We start from the raw sequence: 23,258 nt of genomic DNA on the forward strand, positions 1-23,258 counted from the left end.
GTATATTATCGCAAATGAGAAGCATTCGCAATTATGGCGGCGCTTGCCTCGGGGCTGCGCACGGCTCGCGCATGCAGGGTTGCACATTAGCCACTATAATTCGCATTAATTATTTTGCAATGAATGGGACGCTTATGCCGCATGAGTCCATCGCCGCGCGCACCGCGCTGGTCCTTGAAACCAACAACCTGCGCGGCGGCGCCGCTGCCGGGGCCGCCGCCGCCAGCCTGCTGCCCGTGGTCGGGCTGCTGTCGCGCCAGACCGTGCCCTTGACGGCGCTGGCGCAGGTGGTCATCACCCACGACGGCCTGGACGAGGAAACCCGCGCCGCCGCCGCGCGGCTGGCCGGGCGCGCCATCGACTTCGTCCGCATCGACGCCGGCACCGGCTACTACTCGGCCAAGAATGACGGCTTCGCCGCCACCGACGCCGCGCGCTGCGACTACGTCTGCTTCGCCGACACGGATTGCGTGCCGGCGCCGGACTGGCTGGCGCAGTTGCTGGCGCCGCTCGACAGCGCGACACCGCCGGCGGTGGTGGCGGGCCGCACCAGCTACGCCGCCACCGTGGCCGGCGCGGCGCTGACCACCATCGACTTCATGTATTTCCCAAGCCCGCTGCGGGCCGGCGCCACGCGCAACTTCTACGCCAACAACGTGGTGTTCCGGCGCGAGGTGTTCGCGCACCACAGCTACCAGTCGCTCGACGGCGTCTACCGCGCGCACTGCCAGGTGCTGGGCCTGCGCCTGCAGGAGGCCGGCGTGGCGCTGCACTACGCGGCCGGCGCGCACACCGAGCACAAGCTGCCCGACACGCGCGGCGAGCTGTTCAAGCTGCGCTGGCTGCGCGGCCAGGATACGCAAGGCCTCACGCCGCACCTGGTGCGCGCCTATCTGCCGGCCGGGATGCAGTGGCTGGCGCACAGCGGCCCGGTCGGTCCCTTATGCGTGCTGGGTTCGCGGCTGTGGTTCAGCATGCGCTCGCTGAACAAGCAGGACCTGCCGCCTCTGCGCGGCTGGCGCCGTCTGTCCGCGCTGGCGCTGATCGCCGCGTTCTCGGCGGTCGACATGCTGGGTGCCCTGTTCCGCGGGCTCGGCCTGCGCACGGCCGGCGGCATCGATGCCGATGCGCGCGCACTCTCTTACCATCAACGTCAACCAGGAGCCTGAACATGAATGTGAAACGTCACGCCATCCTTGCCGCGATCTGCGCCATGTCCGCCACTGCCGGCGCCGCCGATTTTGCGGGACGCGGTGTGTACTACTTCGCCTCGGCCAGCGGCTGCCCGTTGAGCGAGCTGACCGGCAACGCCACGCAATGCAACCGCATCGGCCTCGACGACGCGGCGACCTCGGTCGAGGTGGATGAGAAGGCGCACCAGGTCCACTTCAGCAACAACCGCAGCTACGACAGCAAGGCCATCGTCGGCGACCTGCTGCTGCAGGGCAGCGCCGCCAGCGAGGGCGGGGCGCGCGTGCCGGTCAGCTTCCATCTGGTGTTGAGCAAGTCGGGCGGCAAATGGTCGGTCACCGGCCATTCGCACGCGCCGGTCAAGGGGCGCCTGAGCGACGTGCACATCGATCCTTACGACGTCGACGTGACCGAGGCGGGCGGCAAGCGGCAGGTGCTGCCGGCCGCGCAGATCGCCAAAACGCTGACCGATCCCGGCCTGGCCGCCCGCTTCACCAGCCATCTGGTGCAGGTGCGCAGCAACCGCGCGGCCGGCGCGCACGATGCCGACATCACCATCGGCCTGGGCGCGAGCAAGCTGTCCAAGCCGGTGATGCGCGCGGTGCTGCACGGCGTGCCGGCGGTGGCCGGTCCGCAGGCGCCGGACAACTGGTCGTTCGAGCTGGAAGCGCTGACCGGCAAGATCCCCGACCGCGTGGCGCAGCGCGAGCTGTTTCTGTACGGCCTGGACAACCAGCCGCTGCTGAAGCCTCTGATGGAACGCGGCTTCGCCTCGCACGACAAGCTGGTCGTCGGCGCCACCGGCGGCAAAGGCTTCCTGCGCTACGGCGACCAGCAGCAGCCGTTCGACGGCGCCGACGCGGTGGCGCGCGCCTTCCTGCAGCAGAGCTTTATCGGCCTGGTGCTGGGCTGGCAGCAGACGCAAGAGCAGGCCCATGCCCATTGATTTGCAACCGCCGCCGCCGCGCGGTTGGGCGGCGCGGCAGGCGCGCTGGGTGGCGCGCATCAAGTGCGCCGCGCTGCGCCAGCTGCACGCCAGCGCCGCCGGCGAGCGGCTGCTGCTGCGCGTCTACCTGATCGGCGAGGAGGCCACCGAGATCGCGCTGGCGTCGGACCTGGCCGGCACGCCGCCGGACTGGCTGGCGCGGCAGATGGAGCATCACCTGGCGGACGAGCGCCGCCACGCCGCCGCCTTCGCCGCCGAGCTGGCCGCGCGCGGCGGCCCCGCGCCGTCGGGCGAGCCCGGCCGGCCGGACCTGCTGAGCCGGCGCAAGATCGCGCAGTGGCGCGCGCTGGCGCAACGCTACGGCGGACAGTTCGGCGCCGGGATGATCGTGCCGGCCTTCGCCATCGGCCTGTGCGCCGAGCAGATGGCCAGCCGCGTGCTGCAGCGCCACTGCGCGCTGATCGGCGCCGGCCATCCGCTGCATCCGCTGCTGTCCGGCGTGCTGGCCGACGAGGACCGCCACGTGCGCCTGTGCAGCCACACGCTGGAGCGCCTGGTCGCGCCGCAGGAGCAGCCGGCGCTGGCGGCGCTGCTGGAGCGGATCCGCGCCATCGACCGCTCCTGGGGCGTGACGGGAGCCATCGGCATGTACCTGGCCGGTTTGGCTTTGCGCTTGAGGCCAGCCGCATGAAGGGCATCAAGCTGACCTACCTGGCCACCGCCGACGCGCGCGGCCACCTGATGCGCGCCCAGCTGCTGACCCACGCGCTGCGCGCCGATGGCGCCTCCGTCGACGTGCTGACCACCTCGGACGAGGGCGTGGACTTCCTGGCGCGCTTCGGCATCGAGGCCACGGTGCTGTCGCGCCACTACGCGGTGCAGTTCGACACGCACCAGAACATGCTGCGCGGCGCCACCGACGCCAACGTGGCCAACTATGTGTTCCGGCCGACGCGCATGTGGCGCGACATCTGGCGCTTGCGGCGCGTGCTGCGCGACGCCGACCTGGTCATTAACGATTCCTTCCATCCGGCGCTGCTGTGCATGGGCTGCCTGCCGGGCTGGCGGCGCAAGGTGGTGCATGTGTATGGCGCCAGCCTGCGGCATGCGCTGGAAACCAACTTCAGCGGCCGGGTGCCGGGCTTGCTGTCCGGCCTGTTCCACCGGGTGATCGCCTTGCAGATCAACGCCAGCCTGGCGCGGCTGGAGCATGACTTTTGCTATATCGACGAGGCCAGCGGCGGCGCCACCTTCCGCCTGCCGACGCCGGTGGCGATCGCCGCGCCGGCCGAAGCCGAGCCGGGCGCCACACCGCGTGCGGCGGTCTACTTGAATCCGCACTTCCGCGATCCCGCGCTGGCCGATGCGTTGACCGCCGGCCTGGAGGGCGCGGGCGTGAGCGCGCAGTTGGTCGGCGAGGGCTACGCGGGGCGGGGCGCATGGCGGGCGCAGGATCCGGACTGGGTGCACGGCGCGGCCGTCAGCGACCTGATCGTCTCGGCGCCAGGCATGGCGGCCTTGTCGGTGGCGCTGGTGTACCGGCGTCCCATCGTGCTGGTGCTGACCGAGCAGCCGGAGCAGCAGAGCAACGCGGCGCGCGCCGCCGCGCTTGGCCTGGCGCACCGCGTCGTCGTATGGCGCGGCGATGCGGCGGCCTTTGGCGCCGAGGTCAGGCAGGCCGGCATCGAGTTGCTGGCGCAAGCGCGCAGCGGCGCCGGCCAGCGCTGCGGCGCGGGCGACGGCCACAACATCGCCCGTGCGCGGCTGGACAGCTGGGTCTCGGTGCTGCAGCAACTGGCGGCAGGCAGGAGGCGAACATGACGCTGTCATCGCGGCAGGACAACATCTGCGACGGCGGCCACGCGCGCGACAGCCTGCCGCCGGACCTGGCCCGCAGCGGCGACGGCGACGTGCAGGCCAGCCTGGCGCTGCCACCGCACTTGGCCCGCATCAGCGACGGCCGCGCGCTGGCCAGCCTGGCGCTGGACTGGTTGCTGATCGCCGCCTGCTTCGCGTTCGCCATTCGGCTGGCGCACCCGGCGGCCTATCTGGTGGCGATGATTCTGATCGCCCGCACGCAGCTGGCGCTGGCCGTGCTGATGCACGAGAGCGCGCACCGCACGCTGCTGCGCAACCGCCGCGCCAACGACGTGGTCGGCCAGCTGTTCGCCGCCGCGCCGTTGATGCTGTCGATGTTCGGCTACCGGCGCGGCCACCTGCGCCACCACCGCGCACCGATGGCCGCCGACGATCCTGTCGCCACCGTGTTCGGCATCGGCGACTATCCGGTCCCCAAACGCGAGCTGTGGTGGCGCCTGTTCAAGGATGTGACCAGCATCGGCTATTTCCTCAGCGTGCGCGATTTCGCCGCCGGCAAGCACGCGCACATCATGCCGAAGGCGCGCAAGGGCGACCGACGCGGCCTGTACGCGCTGGCCTCCATCGTCGCGATCAACTGCCTGATGCTCGGCGTGCTGGCGGCGCTGGGCCACGCGACGCTGTACCTCACGCTGTGGCTGCTGCCGGCGCTGACCTTCCTCCAGCTGTTCGCCCGCATCCGCGCCATCACCGAGCACGCCGGCTATCCCGCCATGGACGACCAGCGCCTGAACGCGCGCACGGTGGTGCGGCGCAGCTGGCAGACGTTCTTCGTCGGCCCGCACCGCATCCATCATCACATCGAACACCACCAGTATCCGCAGGTGCCGTTCTACCGCCTGCCGCAAGTACACGCGCTGATGGCCGAGCGTGGCCAGCTGCCCGCCGCCAACCTGTACCGTTCCTATCTGCGGGTGTTGAAGGATGTGATCGCGTAAAATATCGAGCCGCCACTCCGACCCGCCGCCACACGCTATGCTTTCTGGTTTTGCCGACAATATTGCCACCGACTTCAGACCGGACCTGGTCCGCTGGCGCCAGCTCGTCACGCCGGCCTGGCTGGCGGGACTGACCGCAGGCGCCGAGGTCGAGGCGCCACCGGCGGCGGACTGGCGCCTGTTCGAAGTCGGCTGCGGCGCGGCGGTGCTGTTCGAGCAGGCCCATGTCCCGGGCGCGTCCTACTTCGACACCGCCTGCATCGAACAGCTGCCCCTGTGGAACAAGGTCACCGACCAGGCCTTGCTGGCGCTGCTGCTGGCGCGCGGCGTGCGCCACGACACCACCGTCATCCTCTACGGCCGCAACAACCTGGCCGCCGCGCGGCTGGCGCATCTGCTGCTGTACGCCGGCGTGGCCGACGTGCGCCTGCTCGACGGTGGCTTCGCCCGCTGGCAGGCCGGCGGCCACGCCTGCGCGCGCGGGCCGGCGGCAACCGCCGCAGCCGCCTCCGGCTTCGGCACCATCTTCCCGGCCCATCCCGAATACCTGATCGGCACGCCGCAAGCGCGCGCCTTGCTCGCGCGGGGCGACGGCGTGCTGGCCAGCATCCGCACCCGGGCCGAATTCACCGGCCAGGCCTCCGGCTACCACTACATTGCCGCCGGCGACATTCCCGGCGCGCGCTGGGGCAGGGCGGGCGAGGATGGCGACGTCAACAGTATGAGCGCCTATCACGAGGCCGACGGCAGCATGAAGCCGGCCGCCGAGATCGCCGCGCAGTGGGCCGAACAGGGCATCCTCCCCGGCACGCCAACCGCCTTCTACTGCGGCACCGGCTGGCGCGCCTCGATGGCGTTTTTCTACGCCTGGCTGATGGGCTGGCCCGCGATCAGCGTCTACGACGGCGGCTGGTTCGAGTGGAGCCAGACTCCGCCGGCCGGCTGACGACCGTCCAACTTTTCATACAACAGCCATCGCAACCGTCTGAATTTCGGGGTGGCCCCGGCGTGTCACAAGATGTTGCTGTTATGAATTATATTTAGAATCAAGGACTTGCCTCCGAATTTTCGTTCGTCCAAGGCTGGCACAACCATTGCTATGTAGCTTGGACCCCGCCGGCGCACTGCTTAGCGGTGACGACAACAAAAATCTGGAGAACCCAAGTGAAAAAGAAACGCCCATTAACCCTCTACATCCTGATCGCGATGGTGCTCGGTATCGGTGTCGGCTATGCCTGCCATGACACCTTCCCCGACAAGGCGCTCAGCGCCACCATCGCCGGCAACATCTCGATCGCCACCGACGTGTTCCTCCGTCTGATCAAGATGATCATTTCGCTGCTGGTGTTCTCCACGCTGGCGGTCGGCATTGCGCACATGGGCGACGGCAAGGCCGCCGGCCGGGTCGGCATCAAGGCCATGGGCTGGTTCGTGATCGCTTCGCTGGTGTCGCTGACGCTGGGCATGCTGCTGTCGAACTTCCTGCAGCTGGGCACCCACCTGGGCCTGCCGCTGCCGCCGATGGACGCCGCCACCGGCCTGAAAACCTCGGCCTTCACGCTGAAGGACTTCGTCGCCCACATGGTGCCGAAGTCGCCGATCGAGGCGATGGCCAACAACGAGATCCTGCAGGTGCTGGTGTTCTCGATCTTCTTCGGCAGCGCGCTGAGCGCGATGGGCGAGGCCGGCGCCAAGCTGACCGCCGTCATCGACCAGCTGGCCCAGGTGATGTTGCGCATCACCGGCGCCATCATGAACCTGGCTCCGCTGGCCGTGTTCGCCGCGATGGCCTCGGTCATCACCACCAACGGCCTGGGCATCCTGGGCACCTTCGCCAAATTCATGGGCGGCTTCTACCTGGGCCTGGTCTGCCTGTGGGCGCTGCTGATCCTGGGCGGCTTCCTGTTCATCGGCAAGCGCGTGTTCCGCCTGATGGCCCTGATCCGCGAACCGTTCCTGCTGGCGTTCTCGACCGCGAGCTCGGAAGCGGCCTATCCGAAACTGCTGGTCGCGCTGGACCAGTTCGGCGTGCAACGCAAGATCTCCAGCTTCGTGCTGCCGATGGGCTACTCCTTCAACCTGGACGGCTCGATGATGTACTGTACCTTCGCCGTGCTGTTCATCACCCAGGCCTACGGCATCGACCTGTCGCTGGGCACCCAGATCACCATGCTGCTGTTGCTGATGGTGACCTCCAAGGGCATCGCCGGCGTGCCGCGCGCCTCGCTGGTGGTGATCGCCGCCACGCTGAACCAGTTCCACATTCCCGAAGCCGGCCTGCTGCTGTTGATGGGCATCGACCAGTTCCTGGACATGGGCCGCTCGGCCACCAACGCGGTCGGCAACGCTGTCGCCACCGCCGTGGTCGCGAAGTGGGAAGGCGCTTTGGAAGAAGAAGTGGAACAACCTGTCGTCGCCACGATGCGTGCGGCTTGAAGAATAATTAGAGGAGATTGAAAGATGCAAAAGCATGTGATGGGCGCGTTGGCGCTGGGTTTGGTATCGGCCGTGGCACAGGCGCAATCGAGCGTGACCGTGTACGGCATCGCCGACGCCGGCCTGGTGCTGGAACGCGGCGGCCCCGCCGGTAACACGCAGAACGTCAGCAGCGGCGTGGGCTCCGGCTCGCGCCTGGGCTTCAAGGGCAAGGAAGACCTGGGTGGCGGCCTGGTCGCCGGCTTCCAGCTGGAAAACGGCTACAACATCGACACCGGCACCGCCGGACAGGGCGGCCTGCTGTTCGGCCGCCAGGCCTATGTGAGCCTGTCCGGCTCGGCCGGTTCCATCAGCGCCGGCCGCCAGTACATGCCGTACTTCAAAGCCCTGCGCGATGTGATCGATCCGTTCGGCACCGGCTTCGCCGGCAACGTGCAGAACATCTTCTTCCCGAGCACGCGGGTCGACAACTCGGTCGAGTACATGACGAAGAAGTACAACGGCTTCTCGGCGGACCTGCTGTACGGCTTCGGCGAAACCGCCGGCGACGCCTCCAAGAACCGCACCATCAGCGGCGCCGCCAGCTACGACAACGGCCCGCTGAGCGTGGTGCTGACCCATCATCAGCGCGAGAACGCCCTGGGTACCGCCCACACCCGCTACACCATGCTGGGCGGCCGCTACCGCTACGGCGACGTCACCGGCCACGCCGCCTACTCGCGCAACAAGGATCTGCTGGGCATCGGCAGCCGTGATGCGCTGCTGGGCGTGACGGTGTCGGTCGGCGCGGACAAGCTGCTGGCCTCGTACATCGACCACCGCGACGACTCGTCGCCGCGCCAGCGCGCCCGCCAGGCCGCGATCGGCTACCTGCATCCGCTGTCGGTGCGGACCGACCTGTACGCCGCGTACGGCCATATCATCAACCGCAACGGCGCCAATTTCCACGTCGGCACGGCCACCGATAGTGGTACCGGTACAACCGGATTCAACCTGGGTGTGCGTCATGTGTTTTAATGAGGGCGTATGAAACGAGGATAACAACAGAGGAGACTATGGCAGCAGCACCACCGCAGACCGTCTTGCCGTCTCGGCCGGGCCGCCGGCTGCTGCGCCGGGCCGCGCTGTGGGTGTTGCTGCTGCTGTGCTGCCTCGCGGTGGCGGCGCTGGCCTGGCGCTGGACCGAAAACGCCGCCACCGAAAAGCTGCGCCTGGCCGCGGCGCAGCGGCTCGACGGCTACGCCGTCAGCCTGGAAAACCTGTTGTCCAAATACGACTTCCTGCCCGGCACGCTGGAGCTCAACAAGGACGTGATCGCCCTGCTGCAGCAGCCCGACGACGAGACCCTGCGCGCCGAGGTCAACGCCTACCTCGAGCAGGTCAACCACCTGTCCAAATCGACCACCATCTACATCGTCAACCTGCAGGGCGTGACGCAGGCGGCCAGCAACTGGCGCGAGCCGGACAGCTTCGTCGGCGACAACGTCGCCTTCCGCCCCTACGTGCGCGACGCGCTGCGGCGCACGCCGGGCGGCTTCTACGGCGTCGGCACCACGCGCGGCGAGCCGGGCTACTTCTTCGCGCATGGCATTTATCACAACGGCCGCATGCTGGGCGTGGCCACCGTCAAGGTCAATATCGAGAAACTGGAAAGCGGCTGGATGCAGGGCAACGACAAGGTGCTGCTGACCGACGCCCACGGCGTGGTTTTCCTCAGCTCCGAGCCGGAATGGAAGTATCGCGCGCTGGCGCCGCTGTCGCCGGCCGTGCTGCAAGAGCTGGAGGTGTCGCGCCAATACTTCTCGCACGCCTTGCTGCCGCTGGGCATACGCGAACTGCGCAAGCTCGACAACGGCGCCGCCATCGTCGCCACGCCGGCGCCGGCCGCGCGCCTGCGCATGCTGGCCCAGACCCGTTCGCTCGCGCCGCGCAAGTGGCAGTTCGTCTACCTGTCGGACCTGGCGCCGGTCGAGGCCAGCGCCCGCAACGCCTTCCTCTTCACCTGGCTGTCGGAGGCGCTGCTGCTGATGCTGGTGCTGTACGCGCGCCAGCGCCGCCGGCTGGGACGGCAACGCCAGCGCGCCCGGCTGGACCTGCAGCGCGCCTACGACGACCTGGAATCGATGGTGGCCGAGCGCACCGCCAGCCTGCAGCAGATGACGCACAACCTGAGCGAGGAAAACGTCGTGCGCCGCCAGGCAGAGCAGAAGCTGCGGCAGGCGCAGAGCGAGCTGGTCCAGGCTGGCAAGATGGCGGTGTTGGGCCAGATGTCGGCCGGCATCACGCACGAGCTGAACCAGCCGCTGACGGCGCTGCGCACCATGTCCGACAATGCCCGCGTGCTCATCGAACGCGGCCGGGTGGACGAGGCCAAGGACAACCTGGCGACCATCTCGCAGCTGGTCGCGCGCATGGGTGCGCTGACCGGCCAGCTGCGCCAGTTCGCCCGCAAGTCCGACGCCAGCGTCAGGCCGGTGGCGGTGGCGGGGGCCATCACCGCCGCGCTGTTCCTGGTCGAACGGCGGGTGGAGCAGGAGCGGGTCAACTTCCGCATGTCGATGCAGAGCCCGGACGTGTTTGCGCTGTGCGACACCAACCGGCTGGAGCAGGTGCTGGTCAACCTGTTCACCAACGCGCTCGACGCGATGGCCGACAGCGAGACGCGCCAGCTGACCGTGAGCGTGTCGCGCAGTTTTCAAAAGGCCATGATCGCCGTCTCGGATACCGGGCCGGGCATTCCGGAAGCGATCCGCCGCCACTTATTCGAACCCTTTTTCACAACAAAGCCGCAAGGGCAGGGCCTGGGCCTGGGACTGGCGATATCCGAGCAGATCATCCGCGAATTCGGCGGACGGCTGCTGGCGGAGGCCACGTCCACGGGCGGTGCCCGGTTCATCATCGAATTGCCCATTGCAGAGCAGGAGACAGCATGAAAGTATTACTGATCGAAGACGACCCGACCGTGCGCGCGGGCAGCGCGCAGGCGCTGGACCTGGCGGGCATCGAGGTGCAAGCCTTCCACACCGCCGAGCAGGCGCTGCCGCTGATCACGCCGGGCTTTGACGGCGTGGTGGTGAGCGACGTGCGCCTGCCCGGCATGAGCGGGCTGGACTTCATGGCCGCCGTCAAGGCCATCGACGCGCAACTGCCGGTGGTGCTGGTGACCGGCCACGGCGACATCACCATGGCGGTGGGCGCGATGCGCGACGGCGCCTACGACTTCATCGCCAAGCCGTACTCGTCGGAGCAGCTGACCGACGTGGTGCAGCGCGCGATGGAGACCCGGCGGCTGGTGCTGGAAGTGGCCGCGCTGCGCCACCGCATCGAGCACGGCGAGGGCATCGAGGCGACCCTGCTGGGCGACTCGGCCGCGATCCGCGACCTGCGCCGCCTGATCCTGGACCTGGCCGACGAGCCGGCGGACGTGCTGATCTACGGCGAAACCGGCACCGGCAAGGAGATGGTGGCGCGCTGCCTGCACCAGTTCAGCCGCCGGCACCAGAGCAACTTCGTCGCGCTCAACTGCGGCGCCATCCCCGAGACCATCTTCGAGAGCGAAGTGTTCGGCCACGAGTCGGGCGCCTTCACCGGCGCCGCCAAGCGCCAGGTCGGCAAGATCGAGCACGCGGACGGCGGCTCGCTGTTCCTCGACGAGATCGAATCCCTGCCGATGGCGCTGCAGGTGAAGATGCTGCGCGTGCTGCAGGAGCGCTACGTCGAACGGCTGGGCTCGAACAGCCCGGTGCCGGTGGACGTGCGCGTGATCGCGGCGGCCAAGGTCGATTTGAAGGAATGGTCGGACCAGCAGAAATTCCGCAGCGACCTGTACTATCGCTTGAACCTGATCGTGCTGAACCTGCCGCCGCTGCGCGAGCGGCGCGAGGACATCCCGCTGCTGTTCGAGCACTTCCTGCTGGGCGCCGCCGCGCGCTACAAGCGCAGCGCGCCGCCCGTGCCGGGGCCGCTGATGCAGGCGTTGATGGCGCACGACTGGCCGGGCAATGTGCGCGAACTGCGCAACATCGCCGAGCGTTTCGTGCTGGGTCTGTCGAGCGGGGCCGATGGCCTGCTGTCGGCGCGCAGTCTGGCGCCGTTGCCGCTGGCCGAGCAGGTGGGCTGCTTCGAACGCGCGGTGATCGAACAGGAACTGCGCAGGGCCAGCGGCAGCGTCACCGAAGTGAGCGTCGCGCTCGGCGTGCCGAAGCAGACGCTGTACTACAAGATGCAAAAGTACGCGCTGACGCCGGACGACTACAAGTAAGCGTCTAGTTCAAGGCGCGCTCGCCGTCGCGCAGCGTCAGCACCTGCACGCCGCTGCGCGTGACCGCCACCGTGTGCTCGAACTGCGCGGACAATTTGCCGTCCATGGTGACGACGGTCCAGCCATCGTCCTCGGTGCGGACCGCGCGGCGGCCCTGGTTGAGCATGGGTTCGATGGTGAACACCATGCCTTCCTGGAGCACCAGTCCGGTCTTCGGCTTGCCCCAATGGAGCACCTGCGGCGGCTCGTGCATCTCGCGGCCTATGCCGTGCCCGCAATATTCCCGGACCACGGAATAGCCGTTGCGGCGGGCGTGGCGCTCGATCGCATGGCCGACGTCGCCCAGCCTGGCGCCGGGGCGGACCGCGCGGATGCCGCGCCACATCGCCTCGTAAGTCACCTGCACCAGCCGCTTGGCCAAGGGCGCAACGTCGCCCACCAGATAGGTCTTGCTGGAATCGGCGATGAAGCCGTTCTTCTCCAGCGTGATATCGAAGTTGACGATATCGCCGTCCTGCAAAAACTCCGTGTGCGACGGCACGCCGTGGCACACCACGCTGTTGCGCGAAGCGTTGAGCGCATAAGCGTAGCCATACTGCCCCTTGCTGGCCGGCCGCGCCTGGAGTTCATTGACGATCAGGCTGTCCACCATATCGTTGACCTGCATGGTGGACATACCGATCAGGCTCAAGCGATCCAGATGGGCGAACACGCTGGCCAGCAGCTTGCCCGCTTCCGCCATTAGCGCGATTTCCTCGGGACGCTTGGTCATGCCGCGCTCCGGAGAGGCGGGGCCTCGACACCGGCCGCGCGCAATTCCCGCGCGACGATCTCGTTGAAGGTCAGCGTAGGGTTCAATTCGCTCAACATTCCCATCTTGATCCAGAACGCCGCCTGCGCGTTGATGGACCGGCAAGCGACAGCGCTCGCCTTGCGGATCTGGTCGTGCAGCTCATCATCGATATTCACAATGCCCATTTTTTATCCTATATATGAAACGTATACGAATCATATACTAGCTCGAGATGATTTTCCATGACTAAGTGATAATTCGCGTATTTTGTACACTGGCAAGCTGCTATCCTGACGCCCTCCGGCCGGAGCAAGCCGCAGTATTAACCCATCAACGAAACGAAGAGAATTTTAGATATGCCATTCACAAAGCGCGCTTCGCTTTTTATCTTTGCCGCACTGCTGCTTGGGTGTTCGCGTTCGCCCCAGCCACCGCAGGAGGTGCCGGCGTCGAAGACCACGGCAAGCAAGCAAGCCGCATCTAAAGAGATCACCGAGAACCAGGCGCTGGATCTGCTTTTGGCCGCGCTGAAGCGGCGCAAGGTTGCCGACCTGGATTGCCTTGAATTTATGGCGGAAACCGATGATCCCGCAGTTTCGAAGGCGGAGCAGTGGGAGTTCGCGGCGCATGAAATTCACGACAAAAGATGCGGGGGAGACCCTGGCGTATCGCCGGTGCGTGATCGCTATCAAATAAGCTCGGCAGGCAAGGTCAAGGTCTATGACGCGGCAGAAGGCGAATTCAAAAAATTCTGACGCAGCGCCTTCCTCTCCTCATAATAGTGATGCAGTGGGGCAACACAATAGCCATTTTTAGGATGTTGCCATATGAAAACGTGAACGTTTTCGGTAGAATCTATTTTGCCCCACAGTAATTAAAGCACCCCTCGGCGCCGCTCAACTCCCGCGCGCCAGTCACCGCAGCCCCGCTCCGCTGCTCTTGAATTCTCACCGGTTTCCCCTGTCCGCCGTCAACGGCGACAACGCGTGTGGCCGGGCCTCGTTGCAAGGTGATGTCATGAACCGAATTTACAGAGTTGTGTGGAATGCCGCCCTGGGTGTTTGGCAGGTCTGTTCGGAGCAGGGTGGCGCGCGCGGCAAGCGCAGCGCATCCCGTACCGCGCGGCGCGCGTTGATCGCCGCGACTCTGGCGTTGACCGGCGCCTTGGCGCTGGCGGGCGATCTGCCGACCGGCGGTGCGGTGGTGGCGGGCCAGGGCAGCATCGCGCAGCAGGGCAAGACGCTGACCGTCAACCAGAACACCAACAAGCTGGCCATCGACTGGAACAGCTTCTCCATCGGCAGGGATAACACCGTCAACTTCGTGCAGCCGTCGGCCAGTTCGGTGGCGCTGAACCGCGTGACCGGCAGCGACGTATCGCAAATCCAGGGCGCGCTCAAGGCCAACGGCCAGGTGTTCCTGCTCAATCCAAACGGCGTGCTGTTCTCGCCGACGGCGCGGGTGGATGTGGGCGGTCTGCTGGCGTCGACGCTGGCGATGACCAACGACGATTTCATGGCCGGGAACTATCGCCTGCAAGGCGCCAGCGCCAACGCCGTCATCAACCAGGGCAATATCCGCACCGCCGGCGGCGGCTCGGTGGCGCTGGTGGCGGCGCGCATCGTCAACAGCGGCGAGATCGTGGCCGATCGCGGCAATGTGCTGCTGGGCGCGGGCAGCGAGGTGCAGCTGGATTTCGGTGGCCCTGTCAAGCTGCAGGTGAAGCAGGCGGCGCTCGATGCGTTGATCGACAACGGCGGCGCGGTGCGCGCCGATGGCGGCACGGTGCTGATGACGGCCAAGGCGGCCGGTGACCTGGTCAGCACGGTGATCAACAACACCGGCGTGGTGCAGGCACGCACGCTGGCCACCGGCGAACGCGGACAGATCGTGCTGCTGGGCGATATGCACAATGGCCGCATCGATATCGGCGGCACGCTGGACGCCAGCGCGCCCTTGGCCGGCAACGGCGGTTTCATCGAAACCTCGGCGGCGGAAGTGGCCACCGGCCGCGCGTTGAAGGTGGACGCCGGCGCGGCGCGCGGGCAGGGCGGCGAGTGGCTGATTGACCCGTACAACTACACCATCAACGCCACCGCGGCCAACAACATCAACGCGGCGCTCAATGCCGGCACCAGCGTCACGGTCAGCACGCAGACCAGCGTGAGCGGCTATGGCGGCGGCGCCAGTGGCACCGGCGACATCACCGTGGCCAGCGCGATCAGCAAGACCGGCGGCGGCGACGCGACGCTGACGCTGCGCGCGGATCACAGCATCGCGGTCAACAGCGATATCACCTCCACCGCCGGCAAGCTGGGTATCACGCTGAGCGCGGCCAACGCGAGCGGCGCCACCTCGGGCGGTGTCGATGTCAACGCCAACCTGACCAGCAATGGCGGCGCCATCATGCTGGGCGGCGCGGCCGGTGCGGTCACCAACGGCATCGGCTATGCGCTCAATTACAGCGGCAGCACGGCCGGTGTGATCGTTGAAGCGAACAAGAACATCCTGTCGCAGGGTGGCAATATCACCATCAACGGCAAGTCGTCGGTGGGCTCGAACAATGGCAGTTACTCGGGTGTGACGGGCGGCGTGTATATCTATTCCGGCGCGACCATCCTGTCGGGGACCGGCAACCTGTTCATGACCGGCGAGAGCACCGGCGGCATCAAGACGTTTGGCGTCGGCTTCGAAGGCAGTTCCGGCACGCTGACCACGGTCGGCAGCGCGACCGGTGGCGGCGGCATGCTGCTGAACGCGGTGAATTCGACGTCCGGTTACAGTTCGTCGCTGCAGGACCAGGGGGCGATCGGGCTGGTGTCCTACGGCAGCCGTGCGCGCATCGCGTTCCAGGGGCCGTCGGTGGCGAGCTGGCTGGTGTTCGTCAACGGGGCGCCGCAGTTGTCGGCTTATACGCAGTCGCCGCAGCTGTCCAGCTGTGCGACGCCGTATCCCAACTGCGGCACGCTGGTGATTCCCGGTTCGAACAACAGCTATCTGTATGCGACCTACCAGGCCGTCAGCATGGCGACCCAGCCTGTCTATGTGATACAGAGCGGGGCCGGTACCAAGGTCTATGATGGTTCGACCACGGCGACGGGCCTGACCTTTACCACGCTGGGTGGGCCGTCCGGCTTCTCGGTGTCGTCGCTGACGCCGTCGGTGACGTACACCACGTCGAGCAAGAACGTGGGCAGCTATGCCAGCCTGACACCTGATGGGTCGAATCCCATCAGCTATGTGAACGGCGGCACCACCTATGCGGTGGGCTACTTCAACACCGGCAGCTATACCATCACGCCCAAGACGCTGACGCCTGCCGCGTCCAGCAAGGTGTATGACGGCAGCACTACGGCGGCGGTGACCGCGAGCGGTGTGGTGTCGGGCGATTCGGTGACGCTGAGCGGCACCGGCGCGTTCGGTAGCAAGAACGTGGGCACCTATTCGGTCAATGTCAGCAATATCTCGTTGGGTGGTGCGGACGCGGGCAACTACACTTTGGCCAGCAGTAGCGCCAGCGCGTCGGCCAGCATCACCGCGCGTGCCGTCACGCTGAATGCGGCCAAGACGTATGACGGCGCGGCCGGCCTGACGGGGAATGTCACGCTGGGGAATCTGGTGGCGGGAGATGATCTGACCTACACCGGTGCGACGGCGAACAGCTCGCAGGTGCTGGGCGCGAGCTATGTGAATGCGATTACGCTGGCCAATGGCGCTACCGGCCTGGCATCCAATTATGCGGTGCCGGGTTTGTCGGCGGCGGGTGCGTCGAATACCGCGTCGATTACGCCGAAGGCGTTGACGGTGACCGGCATGACGGCGGGCGACAAGACGTATGATGGCACGACGTCGGCGGTGCTCACTGGCGGTTCGCTCAGTGGCCTGGTGGGTTCGGAGACGCTCTCGTTCTCCGGCCAGGTGGGCGCTTTCGCGGACAAGAACGCGGGCGCCGGCAAGGCGGTTACGGTGAGTGGCGTGGCGCTGGGCACTGGTACTGGCCAGGCGTCCAACTACACGGTGTCCAACCCGGCCGGCTTGACGGCGACGATTTCGAAGCGTGCCGCCGGCGTGTCCGGCATTACGGCGGCGGACAAGACGTATGACGGCAGCGCGGCTGCGGTGGTGGATGCCAGCGGCGCGGTGCTCTCCAACCTGGTGTCGGGCGATCAGGTGACGGTGTCGGCGAGCGGTGCGTTTGCTGATGCGAATGCGGGTGTGGCCAAGCCGGTGACGCTGGCCAGCACTTATGGTGGCGCGGACGCGGGCAATTACACGATCACCGATCAGGCCAGCGCGGCGGCGACGATCGCGCGCAAGCAGTTGACGATTGTCGGGATGTCTGCGGCTGACAAGACGTATGACGGTACGACTTCGGCGACTTTGAGTGGCGGTACGCTCAGTGGGCTGGTTGGAACGGAGACCTTGGGCTTTTCCGGTCAGGTCGGGGATTTCGCTGATCGCAATGCCGGCAATGGCAAGGCGGTGACGGTGAGCGGGGCGGTGCTGGCCGATGGTTCGGGACTCGCTTCCAACTATCAGCTGACGATGCCGTCGTATGTGGTGGCTTCCATTTTGCCCAAGGGCTTGACGGTGAGCGGTGCGACCGCTGCGGATAAGGTCGAGGATGGGACGACGGCGGCTGTATTGACGTCCGGTGGGGCGGTCAGTGGCAAGGTGGGTGGCGATGATGTGCATCTCAATGATGGTGCGGCGTCGGCGAATTTTGCGCAGACGGCGGCTGGCAATGGGTTGACTGTTAACGTCAGCGGGCTGGCGTTGGCCGGGACTGATGCGCAGAACTACAGCATCAGCGGGACCACGGTGGCTACCGCGAATATTCTGCCGGCGCCAACGCCAACGCCGACGCCGACGCCAACGCCGACGCCAACGCCAACGCCAACACCAGTGCCAGTGCCAGCGCCAGCGCCAGTGCCAGTGCCAGCGCCAGTGCCAGCGCCAGTGCCAGCGCCTGCGCCGCCGCCGACGCCGACGCCAGTACCGACGCCAGCACCGACGCCTGTGCCGACGCCAGTACCAACGCCAGTACCAACGCCAGTACCAACGCCAGTACCAACACCTGTACCGACGCCAGTACCAGCGCCTGTCCCGACGCCTGTGCCAGTGCCTGTCCCGGCACCTGTGCCAGTGCCCGTCCCGGCACCGGTACCAACGCCTGTGCCAGCGCCTGTGCCAGTGCCCGTCCCGGCACCGGTACCAACGCCGGTCCCAGCGCCGGTTCCAACTCCCGTGCCGACTCCAGTTGAAGTGCCTGCGCCTGCGCCGGTGCCAACCCCTGTCCCTGCGCCTGTTCCGACACCGGTGCCAGCGCCAACGCCAGCGCCAACGCCAGCGCCGGTGCCCACGCCTGCGCCAGTGCCGGCTCCTGCTGAAGTGCCAGCACCCGCGCCGGTGGTGACGCCAGCGCCTGTTCCGACGCCAGCACCAGCACCAGCACCAGCACCAGCACCAGCACCAGCACCAGCACCAGCACCAGCACCAGCACCAGCACCAGCGTCGGTCCCTGCCGCGGTATCGGTTCTGGCATCGACGCCGGTGCTGCAGTTGCAGGGCGGCTCGGCACCTGCCTTGCCATCGCTTAGTGTCGGCGGGCTGAATTACACGCCGGTCCCCGATGCCAGCGGTGCGACCGTCGCCGCCGGCGGCACAGGTGGCACGGCCAGCGGCGGCAGCGGCACGAGCTCCAGCTCCACCACCGACCGCTCGCCGGTCTCGCAAGGCCTGGGCGCCGGACGTGACGTGAAGTTCCTGAGCGTGTTCGTGGTTGGCGGCGGCATCCAGATGCCGTCGGCCGCGATCGACTCCAGTACTGCCTCGGCAGGAACCGCGACAAACTCGACGCAATAAGGCTAAAATCCACCTACCCATCAGATTGCGTTGAAAGCCGACATGAAATCAGCTCTGACTGTTCTGTCCACCGCCATCACGCTGTGCTTCGGCTCTGGAGCCCTGGCACAGCAACGTCCCGACGCCGGACAGCTGCTGCAAGAGAACGGCCCGCGCGCGCTGCGAGAGCCGCAATCCTCCGCAGCGCCGCTGCAACTGCCCGTAGCGCCGCCGCTGCAAGTGCCCCCCGGAGGCATGACTATTACTTTGAAACAGATCGTCATCAGCGGAAACGCCCTGATCGCGCAGGACGAACTGCTGCGCGCCATCGGCCCGGTGCACGGCAAGACCTACGACTTCGCCGGCCTCAGTGCGCTGGCCGACCAGATCTCCGCGCAGTACCGTAGCGCCGGCTACCCGTTCGCCCGCGCCTACCTGCCGCAACAGGATCTGCAGCAAGGCGTCTTGCACATACAAGTACTGGAAGGCCGCTACGGCCAGATCACCGCCCACGGCGATCCGGACCTGAGCGGTCCCGGCCAGCGCTTCCTGTCGCCGCTTAAACCCGGTGGCGTGATTGAAAGCCACGAACTGGAACGCGTCACGCTGATCCTGGACGACCAACCCGGCATCAAGAGCATCCCGGTGGTCAAGCCCGGCCGCGACGTCGGCACCGGCGACCTCGCGGTCGAAGTGCGGCGCGACCACCGCTACGCCGGCGATGCCGGCATCGACAACGACGGCAACCGCTACACCGGCCGCACGCGCGCCCACGTCAACCTCGACATCGATAGCCCGCTGACACTGGGCGACCAACTGGTCCTGCAGGCCATGGTCACCGATGAAAAGATGTGGTTCGGCGCCGCCAACTACGCCATGCCGCTCAACGCCTACGGACTGCGCGGAAAAGTCGGCTACAGCCATTCCTACTACACGCTGGCCGATACCTTCGCCGCGCTGAACGCCACCGGCACCGCCGACGTCACGAGTGCGGGCCTGAGTTATCCGGTGGTGCGTTCGCAGCGCCTCAACCTCACCTTGTCCGGCACGCTGGAGCACAAGCGCCTGCACGACCGCCAAGGCGCCACCGCCACGCACAGCGACAAGGGCAGCAACAGCCTGCCGATCGCCCTCAACTTCGACGTGCGTGACACCCTTCTGAACGGAGGCATCAGCTACGGCGCCGTCAGCTGGACGCCGGGCCGCCTGCAACTGGACGCCGACCTGGCGCCGGCCGACGCCGCCACCGCGCGCACCGCCGGCCAGTTCTCGAAACTGAATCTGGACCTGGCGCGCATCCAGTCGCTCAGCGAAGGGCTGGATCTGTACGGCCGCATCTCGGCCCAATGGGCCAGCAAGAACCTGGATTCGTCACAGAAGTTCGGCCTGGGCGGGCGCAATGGCGTGCGCGCCTATCCGAGCGGGGAAGGGTATGGCGACAGCGGCGCGCTGGCACAGGTCGAACTTCGCTATGCCATGGGCTTGTGGCTGCCGTATGTGTTTTACGATGCCGGTCGCGTCACCACCAACCGCGATCCATGGACGGCCGACGTGAACCACCGCAGCCTGGCCGGCGGCGGCGCCGGCGTGCGCTATGGCGGACGCACCTGGAATGCCTCATTGATCGCCGCCTGGCGCACCCTCGGCGGCGCACCGCGCTCCGAGCCCGGCAAGGGACAGCCCACGGTGTGGGCCAATGTGGGCTATCAGTTCTAAGTTCGAATTCAGTCCCGTTCCGGCACCGGCACGTTGAAGCCGTTCAGCGTCACCGACACCAGCGCGTACAGGCCGACCAGGTAGATCAGCTCACTGGCGCCATGCTGGCCGAAGGTGTCGACGGCCAGTCGGTACAGGGGCTCCGGCAGCGTGCCGCCCCGGCTCAGCGCATACGCCGTGTCGTAGGCGATGCTTTCCTCCTTGTTCAAATCTCCCGGCTTGACGTCGGCCACCAGCGTGGACAGCCGCTCGGCGGTCATGCCTTCGCGCTCGGCGACCGCGATGTGGGCGTAGATCTCGTAGGCCGCGTTGTAGCTGGCGCCGACCGTCAGGATGGCGATCTGCCGCACGTTTTCCGGCAGCTTGGTGTTGGCGGTCATGGCCAGCGTCAGGTCCCAGATCGCCTTGCCGATGCCTGGCTCGTGCAGCCACGGGTTCCATGGCCCCATCAGCGCGCCGTCTTCGCGCACCGAAATGAAATCGTTGAAGTTGCTGTTGATGCCCTTGCGCATATTGTCGTACAGGGCTTTTTGTTCGGAGCTGAGGTCTTTTGGGGCGATCAATGGCAGGCGCATAGCGGTTCCTTCGTGGTTGAACTGTCAACCCTCAGCATATGCGCGCGACGCCGTGAACTCTGTACGCCATCACACCCAGCGCACGGTTGAAAATGCGCGGCCTCAGCAATAATAGTAAAATTCGATTGTTTGTGAAATGGCAACTATCCCACCGTATAAGGCCAAGCGATGCGCGATGAAGTCAAATCCATAGTGGCGGCATTCGCTGATGGCCAGCACAATCGACTCCTGCGTCTTCAATTTCCCAACCAGGACGCGCCTGGCCGGTTCCTTGTCAATCAACTTGACGCCATGGAAGGGCTGTCGCGCCCCTTCGAGTACAAGGTCGAGCTGCTTTCGGAGTCCGCCCACGTTGAGCTCAAGGACATGCAGGGCAAGCTGCTCTCGGTCCATCTGGTACTTGGCGACGGCGGTATTCGCTACTTCACCGGACATGTTTTCAGTTTCGGGCTGACCAAAGTCGACGGTGGTATCGCCTACTACGAAGCCACGCTGGGACCTTGGTTCCGATTCCTGAGCCTGCGCAAGGATAACTATCTCTTTCATCAAGCGACGTTGTACGAGCAAACCTCCAGCGTGTTTGCGGATTATGACGGTCTTTGCGATTGGGACTGGCGCGTCGCCGGCGCTCAGAAAAGAATGAACGATGCCTGCCAGTTCGACGAGACCGACAGCAATTATTTGCAGCGGCGTTGGAACGCGGCGGGGCTGGTCTACTGGTTCGAACATAGTGCAAGCGGCCACAAGATGGTGCTGACCGACGACACGACAAGTGCCGCGCCGATCGAGGGCGGGGAAGAGGTGCCGTTTCAACGCCACGGTGGCGCGCTGGAAGAGGATGGGATCGGCGAGTGGTCGCCGACGCGCCACTTGGTGCAAGGCGCCGTGGCGGTTGCCAGTTATGACTTCAAAAGCGGCAAGCCCATCGTCAGCGCGATGCCGACGGTGAACCGGCAGGGCAATGTGCCGGTCATCGAATCGTACGAATACACCGGCGCCCTCGGCTTTGCCGACCATGCCACCGGCGAAGCGCTGGCCCGCTTGCGCCTGGAGGAAATGGAGGCGGTGGGAAAACTGTTCCATGGCGCTGGCAACAACCGCCGCCTGGCGCCGGGACGCTGGTTCCGCCTGACAGGACATTTCGATGGTGCGCCAAACGGAGGCAGCGGGGACACCGATGAGTTTCTTGTCGTCGAAGTGCGGCATCGCGCATCGAACAATTACCAGGTCAACGCGCAGCAGCCGTCGGAGTACCAGAACGAGATGTCGTGCTTGCGCAAGTTCATCCCGTGGCGGCCCGGCCGCACACGCAATTGCGAAGAGACACGGATCTACGGACTACAGACCGCCACGATCACCGGCCCGGCCGGCGAAGAGATCCATACCGATGAATTTGGCCGCGTGCGGGTTCAGTTCCACTGGGACCGGGTTGGCGTCCGCGACGAGAACAGTTCCACCTGGATCCGCGTCGCCACACCATGGGCTGGCTCGAACTTCGGGATGACTTCGATACCGCGCGTTGGGACCGAGGTGATTGTCTCCTTTATCGGCGGCGATCCGGATCGCCCCATCATTATCGGCATGGTGCCCAACGTCGATACCATGCCGGCCTGGGAGCTGCCCGCCAATAAGACCCAAAGCGGCATGATGTCCAGGTCCAGCCCAGGGGGCGCTGCGCAGAACGCGAACGCCTTGCGCTTCGAGGACAAAAAAGGTGCCGAGCAAGTCTGGCTCAAGGCCGAGCGCGATTTTGATTCGAATGTCGGCAACGACCAGACACTCACGGTGGGCAACAACCGCAGCAAAGTCGTGGCGCAGGACGAGGACGCGTTCGTCGGGAACAACCATAGCCGCCGCATCAAGAACAGCCTGATGGAGACGGTCAAGGTCGATGCCCTGCAGCAGATCGGCGGCGAAAAGAACACGCTGGTCGGCAAGCATTACAAGGTGGAGGCCGGCGAGTCCTTCGAGATCACTTGCGGGCAGGCCAAGTTCTATATGGATAAAAGCGGCAACGTCGCCATCACGGGCAAGAGCATCAACATCACCGCCGACGGGCCGGTGCAGGTCAACGGCAAACCGATCGACCTGAACTCCAGCGGCGGCGCGGCGGCCGTCACGCCCAGCCCGAAAGGTGGCGGGGCCATCATCGCCGATGTCGATGCGCAGTTCCCCAGTAACCAATCTTGATATCCAATGAATTACCAGATCAATGAGGGCAGTTTCGCGCTACCGCCCCAAGCGCAAGATCGTAGTGTCAACATGCTGGTGCTGAATCACGGCCCCGGCGGGCTGACGCTGGTGGTTTCTCGTGACATGGCACAGGACGGGGAAGCGCTCGATGCCATGCTGCGGCGCCAGCTGCGGACACTGGGCAGCCAGGTGAAAAACTTCAAACAGCAAGACCCGATTGCTGTGCAAGTCGGTGAAGCGCGTTTGTCAGCCTTGCAGGTGTCGACGTCATTCAAGCAGAACAATGCTACGGTCTATCAGCTGCAAACCATGGTCGCGTTGGGGGGGGATGCAGTGCTTGTGTTTACCTTGACTTGCGCCTCTCCGCTGACGCAGGAGCAGGCCGCGTATGCGCAGCAACTGCTGGACAGCTTCACTCCGGCAGCGAGGGACTGATTCCCCATGTGCCCGGCCGCCGCTCGCCTGAACGACCCAATCGCACACACAT

Annotated in this window: 18 protein-coding genes; 15 read left to right on the forward strand and 3 right to left on the reverse strand. The window is 66.1% G+C overall.

Features of this window, described 5'->3' with window-relative positions; translation table 11 throughout:
- Positions 1–134: 134 nt before the first annotated feature.
- The 10 genes from HUX88_RS27720 to HUX88_RS27765 all read left to right on the forward strand — a co-directional run bounded on the left by HUX88_RS27720 (position 135) and on the right by HUX88_RS27765 (position 11,650).
- Positions 135–1,169, forward strand: coding sequence for a glycosyltransferase family 2 protein (locus tag HUX88_RS27720; protein ID WP_229219582.1), 1,035 nt, complete (start codon positions 135–137; stop codon positions 1,167–1,169).
- Positions 1,170–1,171: 2 nt separating this feature from the next.
- Positions 1,172–2,137 (forward strand): hypothetical protein, encoded by a 966-nt coding sequence (locus HUX88_RS27725; RefSeq protein ID WP_176363846.1) that lies wholly within the window; start codon positions 1,172–1,174, stop codon positions 2,135–2,137.
- The gene (locus HUX88_RS27730; RefSeq protein WP_176363847.1) at positions 2,127–2,828 is read left to right on the forward strand and encodes a hypothetical protein; all 702 of its coding nucleotides are present in this window, start codon (positions 2,127–2,129) and stop codon (positions 2,826–2,828) included. Before HUX88_RS27725 ends, HUX88_RS27730 begins: the two co-directional genes overlap by 11 nt.
- Positions 2,825–3,958, forward strand: a complete 1,134-nt coding sequence (locus HUX88_RS27735; RefSeq protein ID WP_176363848.1) for a hypothetical protein — start codon at positions 2,825–2,827, stop codon at positions 3,956–3,958. Before HUX88_RS27730 ends, HUX88_RS27735 begins: the two co-directional genes overlap by 4 nt.
- Entirely contained in the window at positions 3,955–4,953 is a 999-nt protein-coding gene (locus HUX88_RS27740) for a fatty acid desaturase family protein (RefSeq protein ID WP_176363849.1), read from the forward strand. The genes HUX88_RS27735 and HUX88_RS27740 overlap by 4 nt, the downstream gene beginning before the upstream one ends.
- 37 nt (positions 4,954–4,990) lie before the next feature.
- A complete protein-coding gene (locus HUX88_RS27745) occupies positions 4,991–5,899 on the forward strand; it encodes a sulfurtransferase (RefSeq protein WP_176363850.1) in 909 nt (302 codons plus the stop codon).
- A gap of 218 nt (positions 5,900–6,117) precedes the next feature.
- Positions 6,118–7,389, forward strand: a complete 1,272-nt coding sequence (locus HUX88_RS27750) for a dicarboxylate/amino acid:cation symporter (protein ID WP_117009995.1) — start codon at positions 6,118–6,120, stop codon at positions 7,387–7,389.
- 24 nt (positions 7,390–7,413) lie between these two features.
- A complete protein-coding gene (locus HUX88_RS27755) occupies positions 7,414–8,406 on the forward strand; it encodes a porin (protein ID WP_176363851.1) in 993 nt (330 codons plus the stop codon).
- A 38-nt stretch (positions 8,407–8,444) separates the two neighbouring features.
- Positions 8,445–10,322 carry an ATP-binding protein gene (locus HUX88_RS27760; RefSeq protein ID WP_117009997.1) on the forward strand — a complete coding sequence of 626 codons (1,878 nt, stop codon included), beginning with the start codon at positions 8,445–8,447 and terminating at the stop codon, positions 10,320–10,322.
- Entirely contained in the window at positions 10,319–11,650 is a 1,332-nt protein-coding gene (locus HUX88_RS27765) for a sigma-54 dependent transcriptional regulator (protein ID WP_117009998.1), read from the forward strand. The genes HUX88_RS27760 and HUX88_RS27765 overlap by 4 nt, the downstream gene beginning before the upstream one ends.
- 4 nt (positions 11,651–11,654) lie before the next feature.
- On the opposite strand, the gene map is transcribed toward HUX88_RS27765, so the two are convergent.
- Positions 11,655–12,422 (reverse strand): type I methionyl aminopeptidase, encoded by a 768-nt coding sequence (map, locus tag HUX88_RS27770; RefSeq protein ID WP_176363852.1) that lies wholly within the window; start codon positions 12,420–12,422, stop codon positions 11,655–11,657.
- Positions 12,419–12,628 carry a ParD-like family protein gene (locus HUX88_RS27775; protein WP_117010000.1) on the reverse strand — a complete coding sequence of 70 codons (210 nt, stop codon included), beginning with the start codon at positions 12,626–12,628 and terminating at the stop codon, positions 12,419–12,421. Before HUX88_RS27775 ends, map begins: the two co-directional genes overlap by 4 nt.
- 171 nt (positions 12,629–12,799) lie before the next feature.
- On the opposite strand from HUX88_RS27775, the gene HUX88_RS27780 reads away from it, so the two are divergent.
- The 3 genes from HUX88_RS27780 to HUX88_RS27790 all read left to right on the forward strand — a co-directional run bounded on the left by HUX88_RS27780 (position 12,800) and on the right by HUX88_RS27790 (position 20,003).
- Positions 12,800–13,198, forward strand: a complete 399-nt coding sequence (locus HUX88_RS27780) for a hypothetical protein (protein ID WP_176363853.1) — start codon at positions 12,800–12,802, stop codon at positions 13,196–13,198.
- Positions 13,199–13,460: 262 nt separating this feature from the next.
- Complete coding sequence (locus tag HUX88_RS27785) at positions 13,461–18,308, forward strand: YDG domain-containing protein (RefSeq protein WP_176363854.1); 4,848 nt, start codon at positions 13,461–13,463, stop codon at positions 18,306–18,308.
- Positions 18,309–18,350: 42 nt separating this feature from the next.
- Positions 18,351–20,003, forward strand: coding sequence for a ShlB/FhaC/HecB family hemolysin secretion/activation protein (locus HUX88_RS27790; protein WP_176363855.1), 1,653 nt, complete (start codon positions 18,351–18,353; stop codon positions 20,001–20,003).
- A gap of 8 nt (positions 20,004–20,011) precedes the next feature.
- On the opposite strand, the gene HUX88_RS27795 is transcribed toward HUX88_RS27790, so the two are convergent.
- Entirely contained in the window at positions 20,012–20,578 is a 567-nt protein-coding gene (locus HUX88_RS27795; protein WP_176363856.1) for a carboxymuconolactone decarboxylase family protein, read from the reverse strand.
- A gap of 168 nt (positions 20,579–20,746) precedes the next feature.
- On the opposite strand from HUX88_RS27795, the gene HUX88_RS27800 reads away from it, so the two are divergent.
- Both HUX88_RS27800 and HUX88_RS27805 read left to right on the forward strand, forming a co-directional pair.
- Positions 20,747–22,768: a type VI secretion system Vgr family protein gene (locus HUX88_RS27800; RefSeq protein ID WP_176363857.1), complete on the forward strand. Its 2,022-nt coding sequence runs from the start codon at positions 20,747–20,749 to the stop codon at positions 22,766–22,768.
- Positions 22,769–22,774: 6 nt separating this feature from the next.
- Entirely contained in the window at positions 22,775–23,206 is a 432-nt protein-coding gene (locus tag HUX88_RS27805) for a DcrB-related protein (RefSeq protein ID WP_117010006.1), read from the forward strand.
- Positions 23,207–23,258 lie beyond the last annotated feature (52 nt).

This window comes from Duganella sp. BJB1802, from assembly GCF_013369445.1.
Taxonomy (GTDB): domain Bacteria; phylum Pseudomonadota; class Gammaproteobacteria; order Burkholderiales; family Burkholderiaceae_D; genus Rugamonas; species Rugamonas vulcania_A.